This window comes from Streptosporangium sp. OZ121, from assembly GCF_051918885.1.
Lineage (GTDB): Bacteria > Actinomycetota > Actinomycetes > Streptosporangiales > Streptosporangiaceae > Streptosporangium.
The window spans coordinates 97534-121678 of sequence record NZ_JBPXMC010000014.1; the positions used below are offsets into that span (position 1 = coordinate 97534).

The 24145-nt window shown below is 74.9% G+C and carries 11 protein-coding genes and 1 pseudogene; 9 read left to right on the plus strand and 3 right to left on the minus strand.

Going from position 1 to position 24145, the window contains the following annotated elements; genetic code table 11:
• Positions 1–2: 2 nt before the first annotated feature.
• From ACTOQ1_RS24160 to ACTOQ1_RS24170, 3 genes are read right to left on the minus strand one after another with little or no spacing between them, the layout of a single operon-like run.
• Positions 3–692 carry a TIGR00730 family Rossman fold protein gene (locus ACTOQ1_RS24160; RefSeq protein ID WP_440070299.1) on the minus strand — a complete coding sequence of 230 codons (690 nt, stop codon included), beginning with the start codon at positions 690–692 and terminating at the stop codon, positions 3–5.
• Positions 693–702: 10 nt separating this feature from the next.
• Positions 703–2043 (minus strand): crotonyl-CoA carboxylase/reductase, encoded by a 1341-nt coding sequence (ccrA, locus tag ACTOQ1_RS24165; RefSeq protein ID WP_440070300.1) that lies wholly within the window; start codon positions 2041–2043, stop codon positions 703–705.
• Complete coding sequence (locus ACTOQ1_RS24170; RefSeq protein WP_440070301.1) at positions 2040–3542, minus strand: amino acid adenylation domain-containing protein; 1503 nt, start codon at positions 3540–3542, stop codon at positions 2040–2042. The genes ccrA and ACTOQ1_RS24170 overlap by 4 nt, the downstream gene beginning before the upstream one ends.
• Before the next feature lie 143 nt (positions 3543–3685).
• On the opposite strand from ACTOQ1_RS24170, the gene ACTOQ1_RS24175 reads away from it, so the two are divergent.
• The 9 genes and pseudogenes from ACTOQ1_RS24175 to tnpB all read left to right on the plus strand — a co-directional run.
• Positions 3686–8131 (plus strand): SDR family NAD(P)-dependent oxidoreductase, encoded by a 4446-nt coding sequence (locus ACTOQ1_RS24175; protein ID WP_440070302.1) that lies wholly within the window; start codon positions 3686–3688, stop codon positions 8129–8131.
• The gene (locus ACTOQ1_RS24180) at positions 8128–9828 is read left to right on the plus strand and encodes a fatty acyl-AMP ligase (RefSeq protein WP_440070303.1); all 1701 of its coding nucleotides are present in this window, start codon (positions 8128–8130) and stop codon (positions 9826–9828) included. Before ACTOQ1_RS24175 ends, ACTOQ1_RS24180 begins: the two co-directional genes overlap by 4 nt.
• The gene (locus ACTOQ1_RS24185; RefSeq protein WP_440070304.1) at positions 9825–12836 is read left to right on the plus strand and encodes a type I polyketide synthase; all 3012 of its coding nucleotides are present in this window, start codon (positions 9825–9827) and stop codon (positions 12834–12836) included. The genes ACTOQ1_RS24180 and ACTOQ1_RS24185 overlap by 4 nt, the downstream gene beginning before the upstream one ends.
• On the plus strand, positions 12833–14455 hold the full coding sequence (locus ACTOQ1_RS24190) for an amino acid adenylation domain-containing protein (protein WP_440070305.1): 1623 nt from the start codon (positions 12833–12835) through the stop codon (positions 14453–14455). The genes ACTOQ1_RS24185 and ACTOQ1_RS24190 overlap by 4 nt, the downstream gene beginning before the upstream one ends.
• Before the next feature lie 8 nt (positions 14456–14463).
• Entirely contained in the window at positions 14464–17598 is a 3135-nt protein-coding gene (locus ACTOQ1_RS24195) for an amino acid adenylation domain-containing protein (RefSeq protein WP_440070306.1), read from the plus strand.
• Between the two features lie 13 nt (positions 17599–17611).
• Positions 17612–18040 carry an aspartate 1-decarboxylase gene (gene panD, locus ACTOQ1_RS24200; protein WP_440070382.1) on the plus strand — a complete coding sequence of 143 codons (429 nt, stop codon included), beginning with the start codon at positions 17612–17614 and terminating at the stop codon, positions 18038–18040.
• Positions 18037–18345: an acyl carrier protein gene (locus ACTOQ1_RS24205; RefSeq protein ID WP_440070307.1), complete on the plus strand. Its 309-nt coding sequence runs from the start codon at positions 18037–18039 to the stop codon at positions 18343–18345. Before panD ends, ACTOQ1_RS24205 begins: the two co-directional genes overlap by 4 nt.
• Complete coding sequence (locus ACTOQ1_RS24210) at positions 18326–22576, plus strand: non-ribosomal peptide synthetase (protein WP_440070308.1); 4251 nt, start codon at positions 18326–18328, stop codon at positions 22574–22576. Before ACTOQ1_RS24205 ends, ACTOQ1_RS24210 begins: the two co-directional genes overlap by 20 nt.
• Positions 22577–22723: 147 nt before the next feature.
• Positions 22724–24025 (plus strand): annotated as a pseudogene (gene tnpB / locus ACTOQ1_RS24215) (IS607 family element RNA-guided endonuclease TnpB); the annotation flags it as partial.
• Positions 24026–24145: the final 120 nt, after the last annotated feature.

The following is a 24145-nucleotide window of genomic DNA, read 5'->3' on the forward strand; positions in this document are numbered from 1 at the left end:
GGTCAGGCCGCCGGGACGGCCAGCTGCTCGACGAGGGCGAGGGCCGCCTCGGGGGAGTCGACGGAGTGGAACACCGGCCGCGCCGACGAACCGGCCGGGGCGACCAGCTCGTAGCGCCGCAGCGTCTCGACCAGGCTGACGAAGCCGTCCCAGAAGCCGCCGGTGTTCACCAGGACCAGCGGCTTGGCCGACGTGCCCAGGTAGGTGGCGGAGATCACCTCGAGGATCTCGTCCAGCGTCCCGTAGCCGCCGGGCAGCGCGACGAAGGCGTCGGAGCCGCGCAGCATGTGCTCCTTGCGCCGGTGCAGCGTGTCGGTCAGGTGCGTCTCCTGGACCGGCGCGGCGATCGCCCGCTCCCGCTCGTACAGGAAGCGCGGGATGATCCCCCGGATGGCCGCGCCGCTCTCCGACGCGGCCCACGCCACCTCGCCCATCAGGCCGGAGCCGCCGCCCCCGTAGACCAGGTGGTGGCCGCGCTCCCCGATGAGCCTGCCGGTTGTCCTGGCCACATCGACGATGGCCTGGGAGTTGCTCCGTCCCGCGCCGCAGAAGACGCAGATGTCCAGCGGCCTGCCGCTCCCGCCGCCCGGCGCTGTACCGGGCCCGCTGTCCAGTGGCCTGCCGGAGCCGCCGCCCGGTGGCTCGCCGGCCCCGCGCGCGCCCGCGCCGGGTTCGAGGATTGTCGAGGTCATGGCTTGCTCCTTAGGAGGACCGGTAGCGCGTGATCGCCGGCAGGTGCCGCTCGCGGAGCTCCTGGTCGCGCACGCCGAGACCCTCGGCGGGGGCGAGACAGAGAACGCCGATCTTGCCCTGGTGCACGTTGCGCCGGACGTCGTGCACGGCCTCGGCGCTCTGCTCCAGGGGGTAGGTGCGTGACAGGGTCGGGTGGACGCGCCCCTGGGCGACCAGCCGGTTGGCCTGCCAGGCCTCGTGGTAGTTGGCGAAGTGCGTGCCGACGACGCGCTTGAGGCTCATCCACAGGTACCGGTTGTCGAAGGAGTGCATGAACCCGGTGGTGGAGGCGCAGGTCACGATCGTCCCGCCGCGGCGGCAGACGTAGACGCTCGCGCCGAAGGTCTCCCTGCCGGGGTGCTCGAACACGATGTCCGGGTCGTCGCCGCCGGTCAGCTCGCGGATGTGCCCGCCGAAGCGCCGCCACTCGGCGACGTCGGGGGTGTGCTCGTCGCGCCAGAAGGAGTACTTCTCGGCGGACCTGTCGATGATCAGGGAGGCGCCCGCCCTCCTGGCCAGCTCCGCCTTCTCTGGGGAGGAGACCACGCAGACCGGGGTGGCGCCGCCGTTCAGCGCGTACTGCGTGGCGTAGGAGCCGAGCCCGCCGGACGCGCCCCAGATCAGGACGGTGTCGCCCTGCTTCATGGCCGCGCCGTTGCGCGAGACCAGCTGCCGGTAGGCGGTGGAGTTGACCAGCCCCGAGCAGGCCGCCTCCTCCCAGGTCAGGTGGGCGGGCATGGGCATCAGCTGGTTCGCCTTGACCAGCGCGAGCTCCGCCAGGCCGCCGAAGTTGGTCTCGAAGCCCCAGATCCGCTGCTGCGGGTCGAGCATCGTGTCGTCGTGCCCCTCGGGGTCCTCCAGCTCCACCGACAGGCAGTGCGCCACGACCCGGTCGCCGGGCCTCCACTTGGTGACGCCGGGCCCCACCCGCAGCACCACGCCGGAGACGTCGGAGCCGAGCACGTGGTACGGCAGGTCGTGGCGGCGGGCCAGCTCGCTGCGGCGGCCGTAGCGGCGCAGGAACCCGAAGGTGGCCACCGGCTCGAAGATCGCCGACCAGACGGTGTTGTAGTTGACCGAGCTGGCCATCACCGCGAGCAGCGCCTCGCCGGGCCCGACCTCGGGGGTGGCGACCTCCTCCACGTGCAGTGACTTGCGCGGGTCCTTGTCCTCGCCGCGCATCCCGGCGAACATGTCGACCTCGTCGGCGTGCACGGTGACGCCCCAGTAGGACTCCGGCACGGCCAGCGCCGCGAAGTGGCCGGGGTCGCTCTCGCCGGACAGGACGGCGTCTCTGATCGCGTCGGTCATCGCGTTGCCTCCAGGGCGAGTCGGTCGAGCTTGCCGTTGGGGTTCAGGGGCAGGACGGGAACGGTGTGGAACCGGGCCGGGATCATGTGCGCGGGCAGCCGCTCCCCGCACAGGGCGCGCAGCTCGCGGGGGGAGACCGGCTCGCCGACCAAATAGGCGGCGATCAGCGGCTCGCCGCCCGGCGGGGTCCGCACGACCACGGCCGCGTCGCTCACGCCGGGGGTGTTCCGCAGCACGGACTCGATCTCGCCCAGCTCGACGCGGAACCCGCGGATCTTGACCTGGGAGTCGATGCGGCCCAGATACTCGAACGACCCGGACTCCAGCTGCCGTACCAGGTCACCGGTGCGGTACCAGCGCCGCTCCCCGTCGCCCAGGTCGGCCAGCGGGAACCGCTCGGCGTTGAGCTCCGGGCGCCCGACGTAGCCCGCGGCCAGGGCGGTGCCGCCCACCCACAGCTCTCCCTCGGCGCCGGCCGGCACCGTGCGGCCGTCCGCGCCGACGACGGCGGTGCGGACGTGGCGCAGCGCCCGGCCGATGTTCGTGGGCCCGGAGGTGTCCTCCACCGTCGCGCGGTCCACGACCGTGCAGGTGGAGAAGACGGTCGTCTCGGTGGGGCCGTAGATGTTGACGATCTCCTCGCGCCCGCCGGTGAGGTCCATCCAGGCGCGGATGGTGTCGCGGTCGATGGCCTCGCCGCCGAAGATCAGGTAGCGCAGCGCGAGCGGGCGGGGGCTCTGCTCCATCGCCCAGGCCAGGTACTTGAACATGCTGGGCACCTGGCAGAGCACGGTCACCCGTTCGGCGTCCAGCGTCTCCAGCAGCAGCCGGGGGTCGCGTCCGGCCGAGACGGGGATGGCCACCACACGCCCGCCGTGCAGCAGCGCCCCCCACATCTCCCAGACGGAGAAGTCGAAGCAGTGGCTGTGGAACCAGCTCCACACGTCGTCGGCGCTGAAGGAGAACCGCTCGCGGGCGGAGCGGAACAGCTCCAGCACCGCCCCCTCGGGGGTGGCGACGCCCTTGGGCGTCCCGGTGGAGCCGGAGGTGTAGATGATGTGGGTGGGGATCTCCGGGGAGCGCCGGACGGGCGGCAGGACGTCCCCGCCCGAGAGCGCGCCGGTCACCTCGATCCTCGGCATCCCGGCGAAGGGCCACGGCCCGTCCGGGTCGGCGCAGATCGCGCGCAGCCCGCTGTCGCCGGCCATGAACCGCACCCGCTCGGCGGGGTAGTCGGGGTCGAGGGGGACGTACGTGCAGCCGTGGCCGATCACCGCCACGACGGCGGCGACGACCCGCCAGGAGCGCCGCATGAAGACGCCGACCCGGTCGCCGGGGACCAGCCCCAGCGCGTCGAGCGAGCGGCGGATCCCGCAGGCGGCGTCCGCCAGCTCGGCGTAGCTCACGGATCGGTGTTCGTCGGTGACGGCGAGCGCGTCGGGCCGCCGCAGCACGTGCTCGTAGAAGGCCGAGGCCAGGGAGCCGAATTCTTCGTCCACAGGTCAGGACGATCTCCAATGGCACGACATATGGGTATTCGTCGGCGGGCTAGGCTTCCCCCGGCGACCCGGTCTGGCGGCTAGGTACCGTCCGCGCCCTGCGACGGAAGACGCCGGGGCCGCGCCTGGCGATGCTTCTCGGCATGAACGGTGTCGTTTTCGTCTTCCCCGGCCAGGGTGCCCAGTGGCGCGGCATGGGAAGCGCCCTGCTGGAGCAGGAACCGGCCTTCGCCGCGGCGATCCGGGAGTGCGAGGTCGCGCTCGAACCGTATCTGGACCGATCCGTCACCGACGTACTCGCGGGCAGGGCCGGCGCCGACCGGATCGACGTCGTCCAGCCCGCCCTCTTCGCCCTCCAGGTCGGGCTGGCCCGCCTGTGGGAGGCCAACGGCGTCGTGCCCGCCGCCGTGGTCGGGCACAGCCTGGGCGAGGTCGCCGCCGCGCACGTCGCGGGCGCCGTGACCCTGCGGGAGGCGGCCAGGATCGTCGGCGTCCGCAGCCGCCTCTACCGCAGGCTCAGCGGGACGGGCGCGATGGCGCTGCTCGGCCTCGGCTGGGAGGAGGCCGCCACCGTGGTCGCCGAGCAGAACGACCGGCACGGCGGCCGCATCTGCCTGGCCGCCGCCAACGCGCCCGGCTCGACCGTGGTGGCCGGAGACCACGACGCGGTCCACGCGCTCGTCGAGCAGCTCCGCTGGGAGGACGTCTTCTGCCGCCTGGTCGGCGCCGACGTCGCCGGCCACAGCCACCACGTCGACCCGCTCCTGCCCGAGCTGCGCGAGGCGCTGGCCGCCCTGGCGCCGGTCCCCGCCACGATCCCGCTCTGGTCGACCGTCACCGGCTGCCCCGGCACGACGCCCGACGCCGCCTACTGGTGCCGCAACCTGCGCGAGCCCGTCCTGTTCTGGCCGGTGATCCGGCAGCTGCTGGCCGCGGGACACGACACGTTCGTCGAGCTCAGCCCGCATCCCACCCTGCTGTCCGGATTGCGCGACGTCGGCGCCCTGCTGCTGCCGTCCGTGCACAAGGAGGACGCCGCCGCCTTCGCCGGCTCCCTCGCCCGGCTGCGCGAGGTGGAGCTGACCGCGGACGGCCCCCTGGGCGACCACCGGGTCGAGGGCCGGCCGCTCTTTCCCGGCGCCGGGTACGTGGCGGCCGCCCTGGAGCACTCGGACGCGCTGGCCGGGGTGGAGTTCCACGCCCCGCTGGTGCTGGACGCCCCGCGCCGCCTGGGCGCCGTCCTCGACGGCGACGCGATCGACCTCGTGGCGGAGGGGCGCGTGCACGCCTCGGCCTGCTGCACGACACCGGAGCCCGCGGCCGACCTGGACCTCCCGCTGATCAGGTCCCGCTGCGCCACCCGGGTCGGCGCGGACGAGCTCTACGCGGGCTTCGACGCCAGGGGCATGGGGTACGGGCCCGCCTTCCAGCGGGTCGAGGAGGTCTTCGCCGCCCCCGGCGAGTCCCTCGCCCGCCTGCGCGCCGTACCCTCCTGCGCCGCGCCCTCCGACACAGCCGGGCCGTACCGCCTGGACATGGCGCTGATCGACGCCTGCCTGCAGGCGGCGGCGCCCGCCCTCGGCGGCGGGGACGGCCTGCTGCTGCCCCGCGCGGTGGCCCGGGTGTCGGTGCTGGGCGAGCTCGGCACGGCCCGCTGGGCGCACGCCAGGGTCACGGGAGCGGGTACGGGCACACGAGGGGGCGCGAGCGGCGGATCCGAGGGCGGGGCGGACGTGCTGCTCGGTGTCGACGCCTGCGACGAGGACGGCCGGGTCGTCCTGGCGCTGCGCGGGGTGCGGCTGCGGGCGATCGAGCGCGAGGCCGGGGCCGGCGGCTGGACGTACGCCACGCGCTGGGTGCCGGTGGAGCCCGGCATCGGCGAGCCGTTCGACGGCGTGGTCCACCGGGTCGAGCCGGGACGGCCCGCGGAGGAGGCGCTGCGGTCGCTGCTGGAGCTGGTCCAGGAACTGGCCGCCGCGCCGGAGCCGGAGCGGCTGTGGGTGGTGACCAGGAACGCCCAGCCGGTGGAGCCCGGCGACCCGGTCGACCCCGACGCCGCCGCCGTGTGGGGGATGGCCCGCACGGTCAGGCACGAGCACCCCGAGCTGCGCTGCGCCCTGATCGACCTGGACGCCGGGCACGACCCGTCCACCTGGACCCCGGCCGGGCACGAGCCGCCCGCGCGGACCCCGGCCCCGGGCGAGCCGTCCGCGCCGGGCCAGGACGCCCCCGGTGCCGTGGACGGGCCGCCGACCTGGCACCTGGGGGGCGAGAACGAGGTCGCCCTGCGGGGCGGCAGGGCGTTCGCGCCGCGCCTCACCCCGCGACCGGCCGGGCCGCGCGGCCCGCACCGGCTCCTCCAGCGCGTCCAGAAGGACCTCGCCACCCTTTCCCTGGTCGAGGAGCCCCTGGCAGGCAAGGACCTGGCCGGGCGGGATCCGGTGGGGGAGCCCCTCGGAGGGGTTTCCTTCGGAGCGTCCCTCGCCGGAGAGGTGTCCGCCGGAGGCGTTCCCGGCGCGCCCGGAGCGGGCAAAGTGCGGATCCGGGTGCACGCCGCCGGGCTCAACTTCAACGACGTGCTGCGCGGGATCGGCATGCTGGGCGAGCAGCCCGAGCCCCTCGGCTACGGCCTGGAGTGCGCCGGCGAGGTGACCGCCGTCGGCGACGGCGTCACCGGCCTGGCCCCGGGCGACCGGGTGGCGACCCTGGTCGCAGAGATCGGCGCGATGGCCTCGCACGTCACCGTGGACGCCCGCCTCGCCGTGCCCATCCCCGCCGACCTCGGCTTCACCGAGGCGGCGACGCTGCCCGCGGCGTACGTCACCGTGGTCTACGGCATGGAGCGGCTGGCCCGCCTGGAGGCGGGGGACCGGGTGCTGGTCCACGCCGCGGCAGGCGGCGTCGGCCAGGCGGCGGTGCGGCTGGCCCGGCGCGCGGGCGCGGAGGTCATCGCCACCGCGGGCTCGCCCGGCAAGCGGGCCTGGCTGCGGGAGCAGGGTGTCGAGCACGTCTTCGACTCGCGCTCGCTGGACTTCGCCGACCAGGTCATGGAGGTCACCGGCGGCGCGGGCGTCGACATGGTGGTCAACTGCCTGGCCGGGGAGGCCGTCGACGAGGGCCTGCGCGTCCTGGCGCCCTTCGGCCGGTTCGTGGAACTCGGCAAGCGCGACATCGCGGAGAACAGGCCGCTGCCGCTCGCGCCGTTCGCCAAGAGCCTGTCCTTCCACGCCGTGGAGGCGTTCTCGCTGGCCGGGCGGCGCCCGGAACTGGCCGGGGCGATGCTGCGCGAGGTGGTGGACGCGGTCGCGGACGGCACGCTCGGCCCGCTGCCGGTGACGGCCTTCCCCGCGGCCGAGGCCGAGGCGGCGTTCCGCCACATGGCGTCGGCCAGGCACATCGGCAAGGTGGTCCTCACCTTCGACGGGCCCCGGCTGCGCGCCGACGGCACCTACCTGGTCACCGGCGGTCTGAGCGGTCTCGGCCTGGCCGCGGCCGAGGGCCTCGTCCGGCAGGGCGCCAGGCACCTCGCCCTGATGGGCAGGAGCGAGCCGGGCCCGGACGCGCGGGAGCGGATCGCCGCGCTGCGCGAGGAGGGCGTGCGGGTCACGGTGCTCGCCGCCGACGTCGCCGACGCGGACGCGCTGGAGAGCGCCCTCGACGGCCTCCGCGCCCAGGCGCCGCCCCTGCGCGGCGTCCTGCACGCCGCCGGGGTGCTGCGCGACCGCACGATCGCCGCCACGGACTTCGACGAGGTACGCGAGGTGCTGCGCCCCAAGGTGGACGGCACCCGCAACCTGCACCGGCTCACCTGCGGCGACCCGCTGGAGCTGTTCGTGCTGTTCTCCTCGGCGGCCGGGCTGCTGGGCTCCGGCGGCCAGGCCGGCTACGCGGCGGCCAACGCCTTCCTGGACGGCTTCGCGCACTGGCGCAGGGGGCAGGGCCTGCCCGCCACCAGCGTCGACTGGGGCGTCTGGTCGGAGATCGGGCTCGCCGCCCGGCCCGACCGGGCGGGCCGCCTCGCGGAGAAGGGCATGGGCTCCATCGACCCCGCGTCGGGGCTGCGGATCCTGGCGGGCCTGCTGGCGGAGTCGCCGGCCCAGGTCGCGGTCGTCCCCCTGGACGCGCCCGCCTGGTTCGCGCACAACCCGGGGCAGGAGCGCTGGTCGATCTTCGCCGGGCTCGCGGGCGGCCACGCCGCGACCGGCCCGCTGAGCGTCGCGACCCCCGAGGAGCTGGAGAGGGCGCTCACCGGGTGGGTGGCGGGCGTGCTGCGTACCTCCCCGGCCGCGATCGACCCGGAGGTGTCGCTGACCCGCCTCGGCCTCGACTCCCTGATGGCCGTCGAGCTGCGCAACCTCCTGGAGGCCCGGCTCGGGGTGCGGCTGCCGACCCCCGCGTTCCTCGACGGCCCGACCGTCGCCGAGCTGGCCGGGCGGGTGAGCGCTCACCTGGGGGAGCGGCCGGCCGGCGGCGACCCCGTGGCGGACGCCCGCGACCCGATGGCGGCGCGGCTGGACGCCCTGTCCGACGCCCAGGTGGACGCCCTGCTGGACGAGCTTCTCAACGACCACATCGGAGGAATGGCATGACATCTCATGATTCGGTGCTGGCGTCCCTGCTGGGCACCGCCGACGAGCACGGCGAGCGACCGGCCCTGACCTTCCTGGGCAGGGGCGGCGAGCGCACCGGGTGGACCTTCGCCGAGCTGGCCCTGCGCGCCCGCCAGGTCGCCACCCGCCTCACCGAGGCCGGCGCGTGCGGCGAGCGCGTGCTCCTGGTCTGCCCCTCCTCCATCGAGTACGCGCCCGTCTTCTACGGCTGCATGCTCGCCGGAGCCGTGCCCGTGCCCGTCTACATGCCCTCCATCGCGCACTTCAGGTCGGCCTGGTCGAAGATCGCCTCCATCGCCCGCGACTCCGGCGCCGCCTACGCCGTCGCCCCCGAGCCGCTCCCCGACGCCGGCGCGCTGGAGGCCCTGCCCGGGTTCCGCGGCTGGCTGCACCTCGCCGACCTGCTCTCCGGCGACGCCGCCGACCACTGGTCGCTGCCCGCCCCGGGGGACCTGGCGTTCCTGCAGTACACCTCGGGCTCCACCGGCAACCCCAAGGGCGTCATGGTGACCCACGGCGGCCTGACCCACAACGCCCGCGCGGTGGCCGCGGCCGTCGGCGCCACCCACGAGACCACCACGGTCTCCTGGCTGCCGCTCTACCACGACATGGGGATCATCGGCTCGCTGGTGTCGCCGCTGCTGTGGGGCGCCCACGTGGTCAAGATGTCCCCGCAGGCGTTCGCGGCACAGCCGGTCGGCTGGCTGCGGGCCATCTCCGAGTACCGCGGGCACCTCTCCTACGCGCCCAACTTCGCCTACGAGCTGTGCGCCCGCAAGGTCACCGACGCCGAGCTCGCCACCCTGGACCTGAGCGGCTGGCGGGTGGCCATCAACGGCGCCGAGCCGCTCAGGTCGGCCACCCTGCGGCGCTTCGCCGAGCGGTTCGCGCCCGCCGGGTTCGACGCCTCGGCCCTGCGCGCCGGATACGGAATGGCCGAGGCCACCCTGGTGGTCTCCACCGGGCGGCTGGACGTCGCCGACCCCGGCGTCCAGGTGGGGGAGCGCCCCTACGTCCGCTGCGGCACCCCGCTGGAGGACATGACCGTCGAGATCGCCGACCCCGCCACCGGCCTGCCCTGCCCGCCCGGCGAGGTGGGCGAGGTCTGGGTGTCCGGGCCCTCGGTGGCGGACGGCTACTGGCGACGCCCCGACGCCACCGCCGATACCTTCCACGCCCGCCTGCCGGGACGGCCGGAGAGCTTCCTGCGTACGGGAGACCTCGGCGTGCTGGACGGCGGCGACGTGGTGATCGTCGGCCGGCACAAGGACCTGATCGTCATCAACGGGGTCAACCACTATCCGCAGGACGTCGAGTACACCGTCGAGCAGGTCAGCCCCGCCGTGCGGGGCGGCTGCGGCGCCGCGTTCGCCACCGAGCCCACCGGCGACGTGCCGCAGGCCGAGGCCGCCGTGGTGGTCGCCGAGGTCACGGCGGGGAACGCCGGGAACCTCGACGAGCTGATCACCGAGATCCGCCTCGCCGTGGCCAGGGAGCACGACGTGATGCTCGACGGGGTGTTCCTGGTCGAGCCGCGCAGCGTCCCCAAGACCACCAGCGGCAAGATCCGGCGCCGCGAGTGCCGCGCGATGCTGCTGGACGGCGAGTTCACCGTGCTGGCCGGATGGACCTCGCCCGCGCTCGCGGGTGCCGGCCCGGTGGCGGCCCTGCGATGAACATCCAGGACCTGCTGGTCTCCCTGGTCGCCGAGCGCACCGGCCTGGCCGGCGTCGACGCCGACCGGCTGTTCATCGACTGCGGCGTCGGATCGGCCGACGCGGTCGCGCTCGCGGCCGAGCTGGAGGCCCGGCTGGGCGTCCCGCTGCCCACGACCGTCTTCTACGACCACCCCACCCCCCGCGCGCTGGCCGCGTACCTGACCGCGTCGGCGCCGTCGGCGCCGTCGGCGTCGTCGGCGCGGCGGTCCGGGCGGGAGGTCGCCGGGTACTCCCCCGAACCGGTGGCGATCGTCGGCATCGGCTGCCGCCTTCCGGGCGCGGACGGCCCCGGCGGCCTCTGGAGGCTGCTCGCGGACGGCGCCGACGCGGTCGGCGCGGTACCGGGGGAGCGGGCCGCGCGGCACCCGGGCTGGCGCGAGCCGGGGGTGGGCGAGGGCGGGTTCCTGCCGGACGTGGAGGCGTTCGACCCGGCGTTCTTCACGGTCAACGCTCGCGAGGCCGAGGCGATGGACCCGCAGCAGCGGATGCTGCTGGAGGTCGCCCACGAGTCCCTGCAGGACGCCGGGCTGCGCCTGGACGGCCCGGCCGGCCTGGCCGGGACCCGGACCGGCGTGTTCGCCGGCATCAGCAGCGGGGACTTCCTGGTCCGCAGCTTCTCCGGGACGGCAGAGCCCGGTCTCTACACCCCGACCGGCGTGGCGCACAGCGTGGCCGCCAACCGCATCTCCTACGTCTTCGACCTGCACGGTCCCTCGATGTCGGTCGACACCGCCTGCTCGTCGTCGCTGGTCGCCGTGCACCAGGCGGTGACGGCCCTGCAGACGGGCCAGTGCGACACCGCCCTCGCCGGCGGGGTCAACGCGATCCTCTCGCCCGACATCGGCCTGTGCTTCCGCACGGCCGGGGTGCTCGCTCCCGACGGCCGCTGCAAGTCCTTCGGGGCCGGCGCCGACGGCATGGGCCGTTCCGAGGGGGCCGTCGTGGTGACGCTCAGGCGCCTGGGCGACGCGCTCGCCGCCGGGGACCGGATCTACGCCCTCATCCGTGGCGGCGCGGTCAACAGCGACGGGCGTACCAACGGGCTGATGTCGCCGAGCGCCCCCGCGCAGGCACGGCTGCTGCGCGCGGCGTGCCACGCGGCCGGGGTCGACCCCGGCGACGTCGGCTACGTCGAGGCGCACGGCTCCGGCACCCGGCTGGGCGACCTGATGGAGCTGCGCGCCCTGTCGGAGGTGATGGGCACCACCGCCGGTCGCCGTACCCCGCTGCGGATCGGCTCGGTCAAGAGCAACGTGGGCCACCTGGAGGCCGCGGCGGGCGCGGCGGGCCTGGCCAAGCTGGCCCTGGCGCTCTTCCACGGCACGCTCCCGGCCAGCCTGCACGCCGCGAGGCCCGCCGAGGACTTCGACTGGTCCGGTGGCGGCCTGCGCGTGCAGGAGCGCCTCGAACCCTGGACCGGGCGCCTGGCCGGGGTCAGCTCCTTCGGCTTCGGCGGCACCAACGCCCACCTGATCCTGGAGGCGCCCCCGGCCCCGGCCCCGTCCCCGGCCCCGTCCCCGCCCCCGGCCTCGTTCCCGGTCGCCGCTCCGGTCGCGACGGGACGTGCGGGCGAGGTCTCGGGACAGGCGCGCCCCCGGGCCCGCACCCGTCCCCGGCGGCAGGTCTGGGAGGACTGCGAGGGACTGCCCCCCGACGAGATGTGGTCGTATCCGAACAGGCCCGCGGAGCCTTCGGCTCCCACCGAGATCTCCTCCTCCCAGGGGACCGGGGAGACGGCTCCCGTGGCCTCCTCGGGCAGGCGCCACTACCTGCCGCTGTCGGCGCACACCCACACCGCGCTGCGGGAGCTGGTCGTGCGCTGGCGGGCCGCCCTGCGGGACCCGGGGCTGGACCTGGCGGCGGCCTGCCACACGGCGGGGAACCGGCGCGACCACCACGCCCACCGGGTCGGGGTGACCGGCGCCGGCGCCGCCGAGCTGGACCGCGAGCTCGACAGGGCGCTGACCGACCTGGCCGCCGCGACACCCGGCGGCGTCGCCCCGGGCGGCCTGGCCTTCGTCTTCGCCGACGAGCCGTACGCCGGTGGGTCGTACGCCGACGAGCCGCACGCCGGCGTGCCCGGCGTGCCCGGTGGGTCCGCCGGGCTCGCCGACGAGTTGCGCCGGGCGGGCATCCGCCCCGACCTGGTGATCGGCCACGGCGCGGGGGAGGTCGCCGCCGCCCGCCACAGCGGTGTGCTGGCGCCCGCCGCCGCCGGCGCCGTGGCCAGGCACCGCGCCAGGCTGCTGGCCGGGCTGCCGCCCGTGCACGCCCTGCGGGTCCGGCTGGCGCGCAGGCTGGCGGAGGCCCTGTGCGCCCGCGTCGGCCCCGCGCTCGCGGTGGCCGCGGTGGAGGACCCGCAGACCTGCGTCATCGTCGGCCCCCGGGCCGCGCTGGCCGCGCTGGCCGCCACCCTCTCGGCGGGGGACGTGCTCTGCGGCGACCTCGGGCCCGCCACCGCCGACCACAGCGGGCTGGCAGGGCCGCTCGCCGCCGAGCTGGAGGAGGCCCTGGAAGGGCTGCCCGCCAACGTCGGGGAGACGGTGTCGCTGTCGACGCTCACCGGCGGGCCGATCGACGGCCGCGCGCAGGGCGCCGGGTACTGGGCGCGCCACCTGGCCGGGCCGAGCCTGCTCGGCGACGCGCTCGCCGGCGCGCTGGACCGGGGCGTGCGCACCTTCGTGGAGATCGGCGCCGTGGGACTCGGCCCCCGGCTGCGCGGCGTCGCGGGCGGCAGGCGGGCCCGCGTGGTGCGCTGCGCCGCCGCGAGCGACCTGCCCGGCGTGCTGATCCGCCTGTACGAGCTCGGCCACGACCCCGACTGGGCCGCGCTCAACCCGCCGGGGGCGGTGACGTCCATCCCGCTGCTCCCCTGGTCCCGGGACTGGTCCACCCCGCTTCCACCGCTTCCTCCGCTGTCCCCGGCCGGTCCGGTGACCGCCGTTCCCCAGGAGGTGACCGCATGAGCACCGTCGAGACGGCTCGATCGGGAGACGGCGGCGTGGACGCCGTCCCCTACGAGGAGGCACGAACGGGGGACGACGGTGTGAGCACCGTCCTGCACGAGGTGGCCCGCCAGGTGGAACGTACGCCTGACGCGCTCGCGGCGCTCGACCCGGGCTCCGAGATCACCTACGGGCGGCTCGCCGCCCGCGCCGGAGAGGTGGCCCGCGCCCTGCGGGACCGGGGCGTGCGCCCGGGAGACGTGGTCGGCGTCGCGCTGCCCCGCTCCGCCGACCACGTGGCCGCGATCCTGGGCCTGTGGCAGGCCGGCGCGGTCTTCCTGCCCCTCGACCTCGCCCTGCCACCCGAGCGGCTCCGCTTCCAGCAGGAGCAGGCGGGCATGAGCCTGCTCCTCGACCGCCTGCCCCCCGCGGAGGGCGCTCGTGAACCGGGAACCGGGGACGCGCGGGAGCCGCGGGAACCACGGCCGGGACTTGAGGGGGCGCCGGGCGGCGTGAAGGCGCCCGAGCCGCTGGACGGTGGCGAGCCCGAGCCGCGAGACGGCGCGTACCGGCTGCCGGCCGGTGACGTCCGTCCCGAGCAGTGCGCGTACGTGATGTTCACCTCCGGCTCCACCGGGCGGCCGAAGGCGGTGCGGGTCTCGCACGCCTCGCTGCACAACTGCGTGCGGGCCGTCGCCGAGCTGCTCGCCCCCGGCCCCGCCGACCGGTACGCCGCGAACCAGACCTTCTCCTTCGACATCTCGCTGCTGGAGATGTTCGTCCCGCTCTGCCACGGTGGCGCGACCCTGGTGACCTCCGAGGCGCTGCAGGCCGACCCCGGGCGACTGGTGGGCTGGCTGGAGCAGCACGGCGTCACCGTCGTGCACGCCACCCCCACCGCCTGGCACGCGCTGCTGCCGCACCTGACCCCGGGGCGCGAGGCGCTGCAGGCCGTCTGCGGCGGCGAGGTGCTGACCGCGCGGCTCGCCGCCGAGCTGGCCCGGCACGCCGGGCGCGTCTGGAACTTCTACGGCCCCACCGAGGTCACCGTGTGGTGCACCGCCGGGCTCGTGGACGCCGGGGAGCCCGACCCGCTGCCGGTGGGCAGGCCGCTGTCCGGCTACCGCGTCCTCGTGCTCGGCGACGACGGCGAGCGGGTGGCGGACGGTGAGCAGGGCGAGATCCACGTCGGCGGGCGCGGCGTGGCCCTCGGCTACGGCGGAGCCCCCGAGCTGACCGCCGAGCGGTTCGTCGACCACCCCGAGCACGGCAGGCTCTACCGGACCGGCGACCTGGGGCGGCTGCGCACCGACGGGCAACTGAGGTTCGACGGGCGCCGCGACCGCCAGGTGCAGCTGCGCGGCTACCGGATCGAGCTGGGCGAGATCGAGTCCGTGGCGCAGGAGCACCCGCTGGTCGAGCTGGCCGCCGCGCACGTCGTGGACGGTGTGGACGGTGCTGACGGCGGCCTGCTGCTGTTCGCCCAGGGAGGCGTCACCCCCCGGGCGCTGCGCAAGCACCTGGCCGCCCACCTGCCCTCGTACATGATCCCCGCCAGGATCGACGTGCGCGGCGCCTTCCCGCTGACTCCCACCAAGAAGATCGACCGCGTCGCGCTGCTGGCGTCGGCGAACCGATAGGAGAAGTCGTGGCCGGATTGCACGAGCTGGTCGAAGCCCAGGTGGAGCGGACCCCGCACGCCGTGGCCGTCATCGACGCCGACGGCAACACCCTCACCTACCGCCAGCTGGAGCGGCGCGCCAACCAGCTCGCCCACCACCTGCGCGACCTGGGAGTGGTCGCCGACACCCCCGTGGCGGTGTGCGTGCACCGGGGACTGGACCTGGTCATCGCGCTGCACGGGATCCTCAAGGCCGGTGGCGCCTACCTGCCGGTGGACCCCGACGCGCCGCCCGCCCGGGTGCGGCTCATGCTCGCCGAGGGCGCGGTGCCGTTCGCGGTGGGGGAGCAGGCGCTCGCCCACCTGCTGCCCGGCGACATCACCCGCGTCGTGCTGCTCGACCGCGACAGCGAGCTGATCGACGGCCGGCCGGTGACGCCCCCCGGCGCCGGGACGCGCCCGGACCACCTGGTCTCCCTCTACTACACCTCCGGCTCGACGGGCACGCCCAAGGGGGTGGCCAGCACCCACGGGGGCTGGGTCAACCGGATGCGGTGGATGCAGGCCGAGCACCGCCTCGAACCCGGCGAGACCGTGCTGCACAAGACGACGCTGAGCTTCGACGACTCGGCCGTGGAGGTGTTCTGGCCGCTGTCGGCCGGCGGTGTGGTGGCGATCCTGCCGCCGGGCGAGCACCGGGACCCGGTCGCGCTGCTGGAGGCCACCCTCCGCTTCGGCGCCGCGGTGGTGCAGTTCGTGCCCAGCATGCTCTCCCTGTTCCTGGAGGCGCACCGCAGGGCCGGGCTGCCGCCGCTGCCGCACCTGCGCCACGTGGTCTCCAGCGGGGAGGCGCTGACCGCGCCCCTGGCCCTCGCCTTCCACGAGCAGATCGGCCTGTACGGGTGCCGCCTGCACAACCAGTGGGGCGCCACCGAGGTGTCGATCGACTCCACCCTGTACACCTACGACCCGCACGACCCGTACGCCGGCCCGGTCGTCTCCATCGGGGCGCCCTTCACCGGCAACACCGTGCACGTGCTGGACGAGGCCGGGGAGCCCGTACCCGACGGCGAGGCGGGGGAGCTGTTCATCGGCGGGATCGGCCTGGCGCGCGGCTACCACCGCAGGCCCGCGCTGACCGCCGAGCGCTTCGTGCCCGACCCGTACGGCCCGCCGGGATCGCGGCTGTACCGCACCGGGGACCTGGGGCGGCGCCGCCCCGACGGGGCCCTGGACTTCCTCGGCCGCACCGACCACCAGGTCAAGATCCGCGGCGTCCGGGTCGAGCTGGGCGAGATCGAGGCCACCCTGGACGCCCACCCGGCCGTCCGGCGGTCCGCCGTCACGGTCACCGGGGAGCGGCTGCTCGCCTACGTCGTCGCCTCCGACACCGTTCCCGGCACCGTCCCCGACCCGGCGGAGCTGCGGACTCACCTCGCCGACCGGCTCCCCCCGTACCTCATCCCCGCGCAGATCGCGGTGATCGCCGAGATGCCGCTGACCACCAGCGGCAAGGTCGACCGGGCCGCGCTGCCGGAGATCGTCGCGCCCGCCGAGCGGCCCGAGGGCAGGCCCCCGGTCACTCCCGTGCAGAAGACGCTCGCCGCGATCTGGGCCGACGTCCTGGACCTGGACCGGGTGTGCCTGGACGACAACTTCTTCGAGCTGGGCGGCAACTCGCTGCTCGCCACCCAGGTCATGTTCCGCATCCAGGACGACCTGCGCATCGACTTCCCGCTCTACCTGCTGTTCTCCGCGGAGTCGCTGGAGGAGCTGGCCGAGGAGGTGGCCGAGACCCGCGCCGAGCAGCTCCCGCCGCTGCCGCGCGCCTCCCGCGAGGGGCCGCTGCCGCTCTCCTACGGCCAGGAACGCCTGTGGTTCCTGCACCGGCTGGCGCCCGGCTCGACCGCGTACAACGTGCCGACCGCCTGCCGCCTGCACGGCCGCCTCGACGTGGCGGCGTTCCGCCAGGCGTTCGACGAGCTGGTCGCACGGCACGAGATCCTGCGCACCCGCTACGTCGAGAGCCCCGAGGGGATCCCCGAGGTGCGCATCGACGCCAGGGGACCCCGGCTGGCGGTGGGCAGCGCGCCCGGCGAGACCCGCATCGCCCGTGAGAGCGCCGCCTCCGACGCCCTGCAGGCCGACTGGGACGAGCCGTTCGACCTCGCCGCCGCCGCGCCGGTGCGGGCCAGGCTGACCAGGCTGGACGACTACGAGCACGTCTTCTCCATGGTCGTCCACCACATCGGCTACGACGCGGGCTCCGAGCAGCTGTTCTGGCAGGAACTGGCCACCCTGTACGAGGCCGCGCTGTCCGGCCGGCCCGCCGTGCTGCCCGAGCCGGCCGCCCAGTACGCCGACTACGCCGCCTGGCAGCGCGGCCAGGCCGCCGACGGCGAGCAGCTCGACTACTGGCGCGGCCGGCTGGCCGGGCTCGTCCCGGCGGAGCTGCCCATAGACCGGCCCCGGCCGCCCGTGCAGACCTACGCGGGCGCCAGGACCTCCTTCATGATCGAGGAACGGGTCACCGAGGAGCTGCGCGGGCTCAGCCGGGAGGCGGGCACGACGCTCTTCGCCGCCCTGCTCGGCGCGTTCCAGGCCACGCTCTCCCAGGCCTGCGGCGGCGACGTCGCGGTGGGCTCCCCGGTGCCCGGCCGCACCCGCCCGGAGACCGAGCAGATGATCGGCTTCTTCGCCAACACGCTGGTGCTGCGCACCCCCTGCGGCGGCGACCCGACCTTCGCCGAGCTGCTGGAGCGTGTCCGCGAGGTCGTCCACGGCGCCTACGCCCACCAGGACGTCCCGTTCGAGCGGCTGGTCCAGGCGCTGCGCCCGCCGCGCCGCCCCGGCCGCACCCCGTTCTTCGACGTCATCTTCAACGGCGTCCCGCTCAGCGCGCTCACCGGCGCCGAGAGCGTGCGCCTGCCCCAGCTGACGGTGACCCCCATCGACCTGGCGACGCGTACCACGGTCGCCGACCTCGTCTGCTCGGTCGCGGAGACCCCGGACTCGATCATCGGCGAGGTCGCCTACAACACCGGCCTGTTCGACGGACCCACCGTCGAGGGCCTGGTGGATGCATGGCTGCATCTGCTGGGAGCGGCGGTGCGCGAACCGCACGCGCCGCTCTCGGCACTGTCACCGGTCCCCCATGCGTGAACGGAAGTCCGAGATGCTGCGCACGATGTTCAAATCCAAGATCCACCGAGCCACGGTCACCCACGCCGACCTGCACTACGTCGGCTCGGTGACGATCGACGAGAACCTGATGGACGCCGCCGACCTGCTGGAGGGCGAGCAGGTGGCGATCGTCGACATCACCAACGGCGCCCGCCTGGAGACGTATGTCATCACCGGCGAGCGCGGCAGCGGGGTGATCGGCATCAACGGCGCCGCCGCCCACCTGGTCTCGCCGGGGGACATGGTGATCCTGATCTCCTACGGCCAGTACTCGGGCGGCGAGCTGCCGGGCTACCGGCCCCGGGTCGTCCACGTGGACGGCACCAACCGGATCGTCGACGTCGACCACGACCCGTCCCGCCCGGTACCGGGCGCGGAGGACCAGCTCGTGCCCGCGGGCGCGGCGAGGAGATCACGATGAGCACGCCCACGCACACCTCCGTCCAGTCCGTCCAGCGGGCCCTGGCCGACGACTGGGCGCTGCTGCTCGGCCTGGACGACGTCGGCCCCGACGACGACTTCTTCGAGGCCGGAGGGCACTCGCTGGTCGCCGTCCAGATCGTCGCCAGGATCCGGGCGCGGCACGGCGTCGAGGTCCCGGTCGCCGACGTGTTCACCTACCCGACGGTGGGCGAGCTCGCCCAGGTGGTCGTCGGGATGCTGGAGGCCGGGACGTCACCCTCGTTGTCGCCACTGGGGGTGGAAGGTGCCGGTCGCAGCGCCTGAGACGCCCCTGACCGGGGCGCCGCTGTCGTACGCCCAGGAACGCATGTGGCTCGGCCACCAGCTCGACCCGGCGGGCACGGAGTACAACGTGTGCCTGGCACTGCGCCTGCGCGGCACGCCGGACGTCCCGGCGCTCGCCGGGGCGCTCGGCGACCTCGTCGCCCGCCACCAGGTCCTGCGCACCGTCTACGCGAGCGCAGGCGGGCTGCCGGTGGCGTCGGTGCTGCCACCGGCCCCCGTCGAGCTGCCCGTGTGCCCCGCGGAGTCGGAGGAGGCGGTCCGCGAGACGGCCGCCGCCGAGGCACGGCGGCCGTTCGACCTGACGGCGGGGCCGGTGCTGCGCGCCCGCCTCGCCCGCCTGGCCGGCGACGACCACGTCCTGGTGCTCACCGTGCACCACATCGCCTTCGACGAGTGGTCGATGGGCGTGTTCCTCCGCGAGCTCGACGCCCTCTACCGGGCCCGCGCCGAGGGCCTGCCGGACCCGCTGCCCCCGCTGCCCGCCTCCTACGACGAGGTCGTGGCGGCCGAGCGGGCGGCCGACCTCGCGCCCGCCCTGCGACACTGGCGGGCCGCCCTGGCCGGGCTCCCCGTGCTCGACCTGCCCGCCGACCACGTACCCGTCTCCGAAACCTCCGCGCGGGGCGCCGTCGTCACCTTCACCGTCCCCGCGGCGACGGCCGCCGCGCTCGGCGCCGTCGCCCGGCGCTGCCGGGCCACCCCCTACATGGCCGGGCTCGCCGCGTTCGCCGCCCTGCTGTCGCGCCACTGCGGCCAGGACGACGTCGCGATCGGCAGCACCGTCGCCAACCGCGCCACGCCGCACTCCGAGCACCTGGTCGGGGCCTTCTTCAACACCGTCGTGATGCGCGCCGACCTGTCGGGCGACCCGAGCCTCACCGAACTGCTGCGCCGCACCCGCGCCTACTGCCTGGACGCCCTCACCCACCAGCACCTGCCGTACCCGATGCAGGTCGAGGGCCGCACCCCGCCGTTCCGCGTCCTGTACGAGATGCACGCCGGCCTGGGAGGCGCCACGGCGCTCGGGGACCTGGCCGTGGAGCCGTTCGCGTTCCCCGACACCGCCGCCAAGTACGACCTCGCCCTGTCCCTGACGCCCGGGGACGGGGACGGGGGCCTGGTGGGGCACCTCACCTACCGCACCGACCTGTTCGAGCCGGGCACCGCGCGGCGGCTCGCCGAGTCCTTCGTCCACCTGCTCGCCCAGGCCGCGGCCTCGCCCGACGCGCCGCTCGCCACCCTGGAGATCCTCCCGCCCGGCCGGCGCGAGGCGCTGCTCGCGGCCTGCCGGGGGCCGGAACCGCTGGGCCCGCTCGACGCCCGCGCCCACGAGCTCTTCGAACGGCAGGCCCGGCTCACGCCCCAAGCCCTCGCGCTGACCTTCGGCGCCGTCCGGCTGAGCTACCGGGAGCTGAACGCCAGGGCCAACCGGATCGCGCACTGGCTGCGCGGCCGGGGCATGGGCACCGAGAGCGTCGTCGCCGTCCGCCTCGAACGCTCCGACTGGCTCGTCGCCGCCTTCCTCGGCGTGTGGAAGGCCGGGGCCGCCTACCTGCCGCTCGATCCCGGGCTGCCCGCCGAGCGGCTGGCCTCCATGGTCGCCGACTCCGGCGCCCGCCTGGTCCTGGACGACGCGGCGGCCCTGGAGGCCGAGACCGCCGGGTACCCCTCCGACGACCCCGGGACGACCGGCACGCCGGAGAGCATGGCGTACCTCATCTACACCTCGGGCTCCACGGGCAGGCCCAAGGGCGTCATGGTCCCGCACCGGGGCCTGGTGAACTTCCTGCGCTGGTGCGTGGCCGCCTACGCCGTCGGCGGGGTGGGGGGCGCCCCGCTGTTCTCCTCCGTCGCCTACGACATGGTCGTGCCCAACGTCTACACGCCGCTGGTGGTCGGCCAGTGCCTGCACGTCGCGGCCGAGGACACCGCGCTGGACGAGCTGGGCGCCGCCCTGTCTGAGCGGCCGTACGGGTTCGTCAAGCTCACCCCCGGACACCTGGAGGTCCTGGCGGGGCAGCTCTCCGCCGAGCAGGCCGCGGGCCTGGCCGGGGTCCTGGTGGTGGGCGCCGACGCCTTCCCCAGCCGGGCGCTGGCGTTCTGGCAGGCGCTGGACCCGGCGCCGGTGCTGCTCAACGAGTACGGCCCGACCGAGGCGTCCGTCGCCAACTGCGTGCACACCGTGACCGGCCCGATCGGCGGCGAGCTGGTCCCCATCGGCAGGCCCATCCCCGGCACCACGATGTACGTGCTGGACGACGCGATGCGGCCGCTCCCGATGGGGGTGCCCGGCGAGCTGTACATCGGCGGCGAGTGCGTGGTGCGCGGCTACCACGGCAGGCCCGCGCTGACCGCCGAGCGCTTCCTGCCCGACCCGTTCGGCGCGCCGGGCTCACGGCTCTACCGTACGGGCGACCTGGGCAGGCTCCGGGCCGACGGGGAGTTCGAGTTCCTCGGCAGGATCGACGACCAGGTGAAGATAAGGGGGTTCCGTGTCGAACCGGGAGAGGTCGAGGCCGCCCTGGACGAACTGCCGGGGGTCGAGCAGTCGGTGGTCGTCGCAGTTCCCTGGCCAGGGGCCGACTCCGGGCCTGGAACGGGATCCGGATCCGCGGGACCTGGAACCGGACCCGTACGGGAGGGCGGACCCGGCGGCGGGTTCGGTGAGGGATCCGGCGCCAGACCCGGTGGCGGACGCAGGCTCGTCGCCTACGTCGTCGGTACCGCCACGGCGGCCGAGATGCGCGCGGGCCTGGCCCGGAGCCTGCCCGAGTACATGGTGCCCTCGGTCTTCGTGCCGCTGCCCGCGATCCCGCTCAACCGCAACGGCAAGGTGGACCGATCCGCGCTGCCGGAGGTGAGCGCCGCCACCGCGCGGGACCCGTCGGGGAGCACGGCGGGGAGCACGGCGGGGAGCACGGCGGAGGCGCCCGTTCCGCCCCGGCCGCGCACCGCCGTCGAGGGGCAGATCGCCGACCTCATCGCGGGACTGCTCGGGATCGGCTCCGACGACGTCGGCGCGGACGAGGACCTGTTCGCCCGGGGCATCGACTCGCTCGGCGCGGTACGGCTGATGGCCGGGGTGGAGCAGCGGCTGGGCGTGAAGGTCAAGCTCCGCAAGTTCCTCGCCAACGCCACCGTCAGCGGCCTCGCCACCCTCGTGTCGGCCGCCGTTCCCGACCGGCTCTCCGGGCACCGCCCCGATCCCGGCCAGGATCCCGGCCGGGCCCCTGAACAGGATCGTGGCCCTGGCCCCGGCGACGACCCTGCTCACGACCGCGACCCTGACCGCGGTCCGGGTCACGGTTCCGGCTCCGGTCCCGCTCACGGCTTCGGTCCCGCTCACGGCTTCGGTCCCGGGTCCGCCTCCGGCGACGTTCGCGGACGGTCCGAGGGACGCACCGGCGAGCGGGAGGCCGACGCCTCTCCCGCCGCCCGGCTTCCCGCGATCACCCCGCTGGCCGTGTCCTCGCCCGCCGGCGACCCGCTCTACTGCTTCCACCCCCTCGGCGGCTCCGCGCTCTGCTACGCGGGGCTGGCGGCCAGGCTCGCCGCGCACCGGCCCGTCTACGCGCTGCAGGCGCTGGAGTCGGGGGTGAGCGCCGGTTCGCTGCCGGACATGGCCGCCACGTACGCGGGGGAGCTGGCCGGGTCCGGGCTGGACCTGGCGCGTCCGTACACGCTCGCGGGCTGGTCGGCGGGCGGGGTGCTGGCCTTCGAGACGGCCAGGAGGCTCCAGGCGCTCGGCCACCGCGTCGACCACGTGGTGCTGATCGACTCGGTGCTGCCCGAGGTGTTCGTGACCGACCTCCTGGGCGAGCTGGCGGAGCTGGAGGCGCTGATCGACCGGCTGGCCCCGCTGGGGGCGGCCGAGGCCGGGCAGGCCCTGCTCGACTCGCAGGTGGGATTCTTCGCGGGCCTGGGCATGACGCCCTCCCAGGTGGCCGCCTACCACGAGGCGTACGGGCCGGGGCTGCTGCGGCTGTGGCGCGACAGCCTGCGCGGGCTGGCCGACTACCGCGCCGGCTGGTTCCACGGGCGGGTGACGCTGCTGACCAGCGGGCTCCACCCGCCCAAGCTGCGGGCCGTCCAGGAGGCCGGATGGCGGCAGACCGTCTCCGACCTGACCGTCCACGAGATCCGAGGTGAGCACCACGAACTCCTGCGCGCCCCGCACGTCGACCAGATCAGCCGCTTCCTCATCCCCTGAGCCTCGCCTCCTGAGCGGAGCACGGTCCCCCCGGACGACCGGCGGCTTCGTCCCCCTACGCCGCCATGGGGCGGCGGGTTCTCAGCAGGCCGCGGGCGAGGGCTGCGCCGCGTCTCACGTCCGCGGTCGGGGCGGGTCTCCCGCTCCGTGCGGTGCCGCCGCACCGAGAGCACACGCCGGGGGACGTCACCGGGCGCCCGCACTCGTCGCACTCGGCGCGGGTCACCGGCCTCGGAACCGTCGGGACAACGGCGGGAGCGGGCATCTTGCTCCGCAGCCGGTGAACGATCAGCTTCGCGGGGGAGCGGACCTCGTCGGGCAGCCCGACGGTCAGGACCGTCCGGATCTGCGCCTCGGTGCCGCATCGCCGACGAGGCGCTGACCGAAGTGCCGTGGTCGCTGTATTCCTTGCGACGCGCCTGGAACGCCGCCAAGGACATCGCTGCCCCGTGGTGGGCCGACAACTCCAAAGAGGCCTACGATACCGGCCTGGACGGCGTTGCCCGTGCGTTGAAGAACTGGGCCGCCTCCCGCAGGGGTACGCGGGCAGGCAAGAAGATCGGGTTCCCCCGCTTCAAGTCCAAGCACCGCACCGTCCTCTCGTGCCGGTTCACCACCGGTGCGATCCGGGTGGAGGCCGATCGCCGTCATGTGACGCTGCCCCGGCTGGGCACCCTCCGCACCCACGAATCCACCCGTAAGCTCGCTCGCCACCTCCAGCGCCGGGCCGGGCGCATCCTGTCGGCCACCGTCCGCCATCAGGGGGGCCGCTGGTTCGTGGCGTTCACCTGCGAGATCGACCGCACCGACCGCACCCCGGCCACACCGGACACTGTCGTCGGCGTCGACCTCGGGGTCAAAAACCTCGCGGTGCTGTCCACCGGAGAGGTTATCGCCGACTCCCAACATCACCGCTCAGCGCTCAAACGGCTGCGCAGGCTGAACAAGCAACTCGCCCGCCGTATCGGCCCACGCACACCAGGCGGCGCCAGGCGTGAGGCCTCCGCCCGGTGGGCCAAAGCCAAGGCGGCGCTCGGCAAGGCACACGCGCGCGTCGCCAACCAGCACCGTGACGGTCTGCACAAGCTGACCACCCGGTTGGCGAGCACGTACGGCACGGTGGTGGTCGAGGACCTGAACGTCTCCGGGATGCTCGCCAACCGCACGCTTGCCCGCGCGGTCGCGGATGTCGGTATGGCCGAGGTACGGCGGCAGCCGTCCTACAAGACCGGGTGGAGCGGCGGGCGGCTTGTAGTGGCCGACCGCTGGTTTCCCTCCAGTAAGACGTGTTCGGGATGCGGCGCGGTGAAAGCCAAACTCGCCCTGCCTGAACGCGGCTACGTCTGCACCGAGTGTGGTCTGATCCTGGAGCGGGATCTCAACGCCGCGCTCAATCTGGCCGCGCTCGCGGCCGGCGTCGCCCAGAGTCGCGGGGAGACGGTAAACGTCCGTGGAGGAGCGGTAAGACCCGGCGTCCGCGCCAGGCACGCACCGGTGAAACGGGAACTCCACGTAGACCAGTCAACGGCCCGAGAACCCCGCTGTCCACCCGTCCTCGCCGGTTGGCTC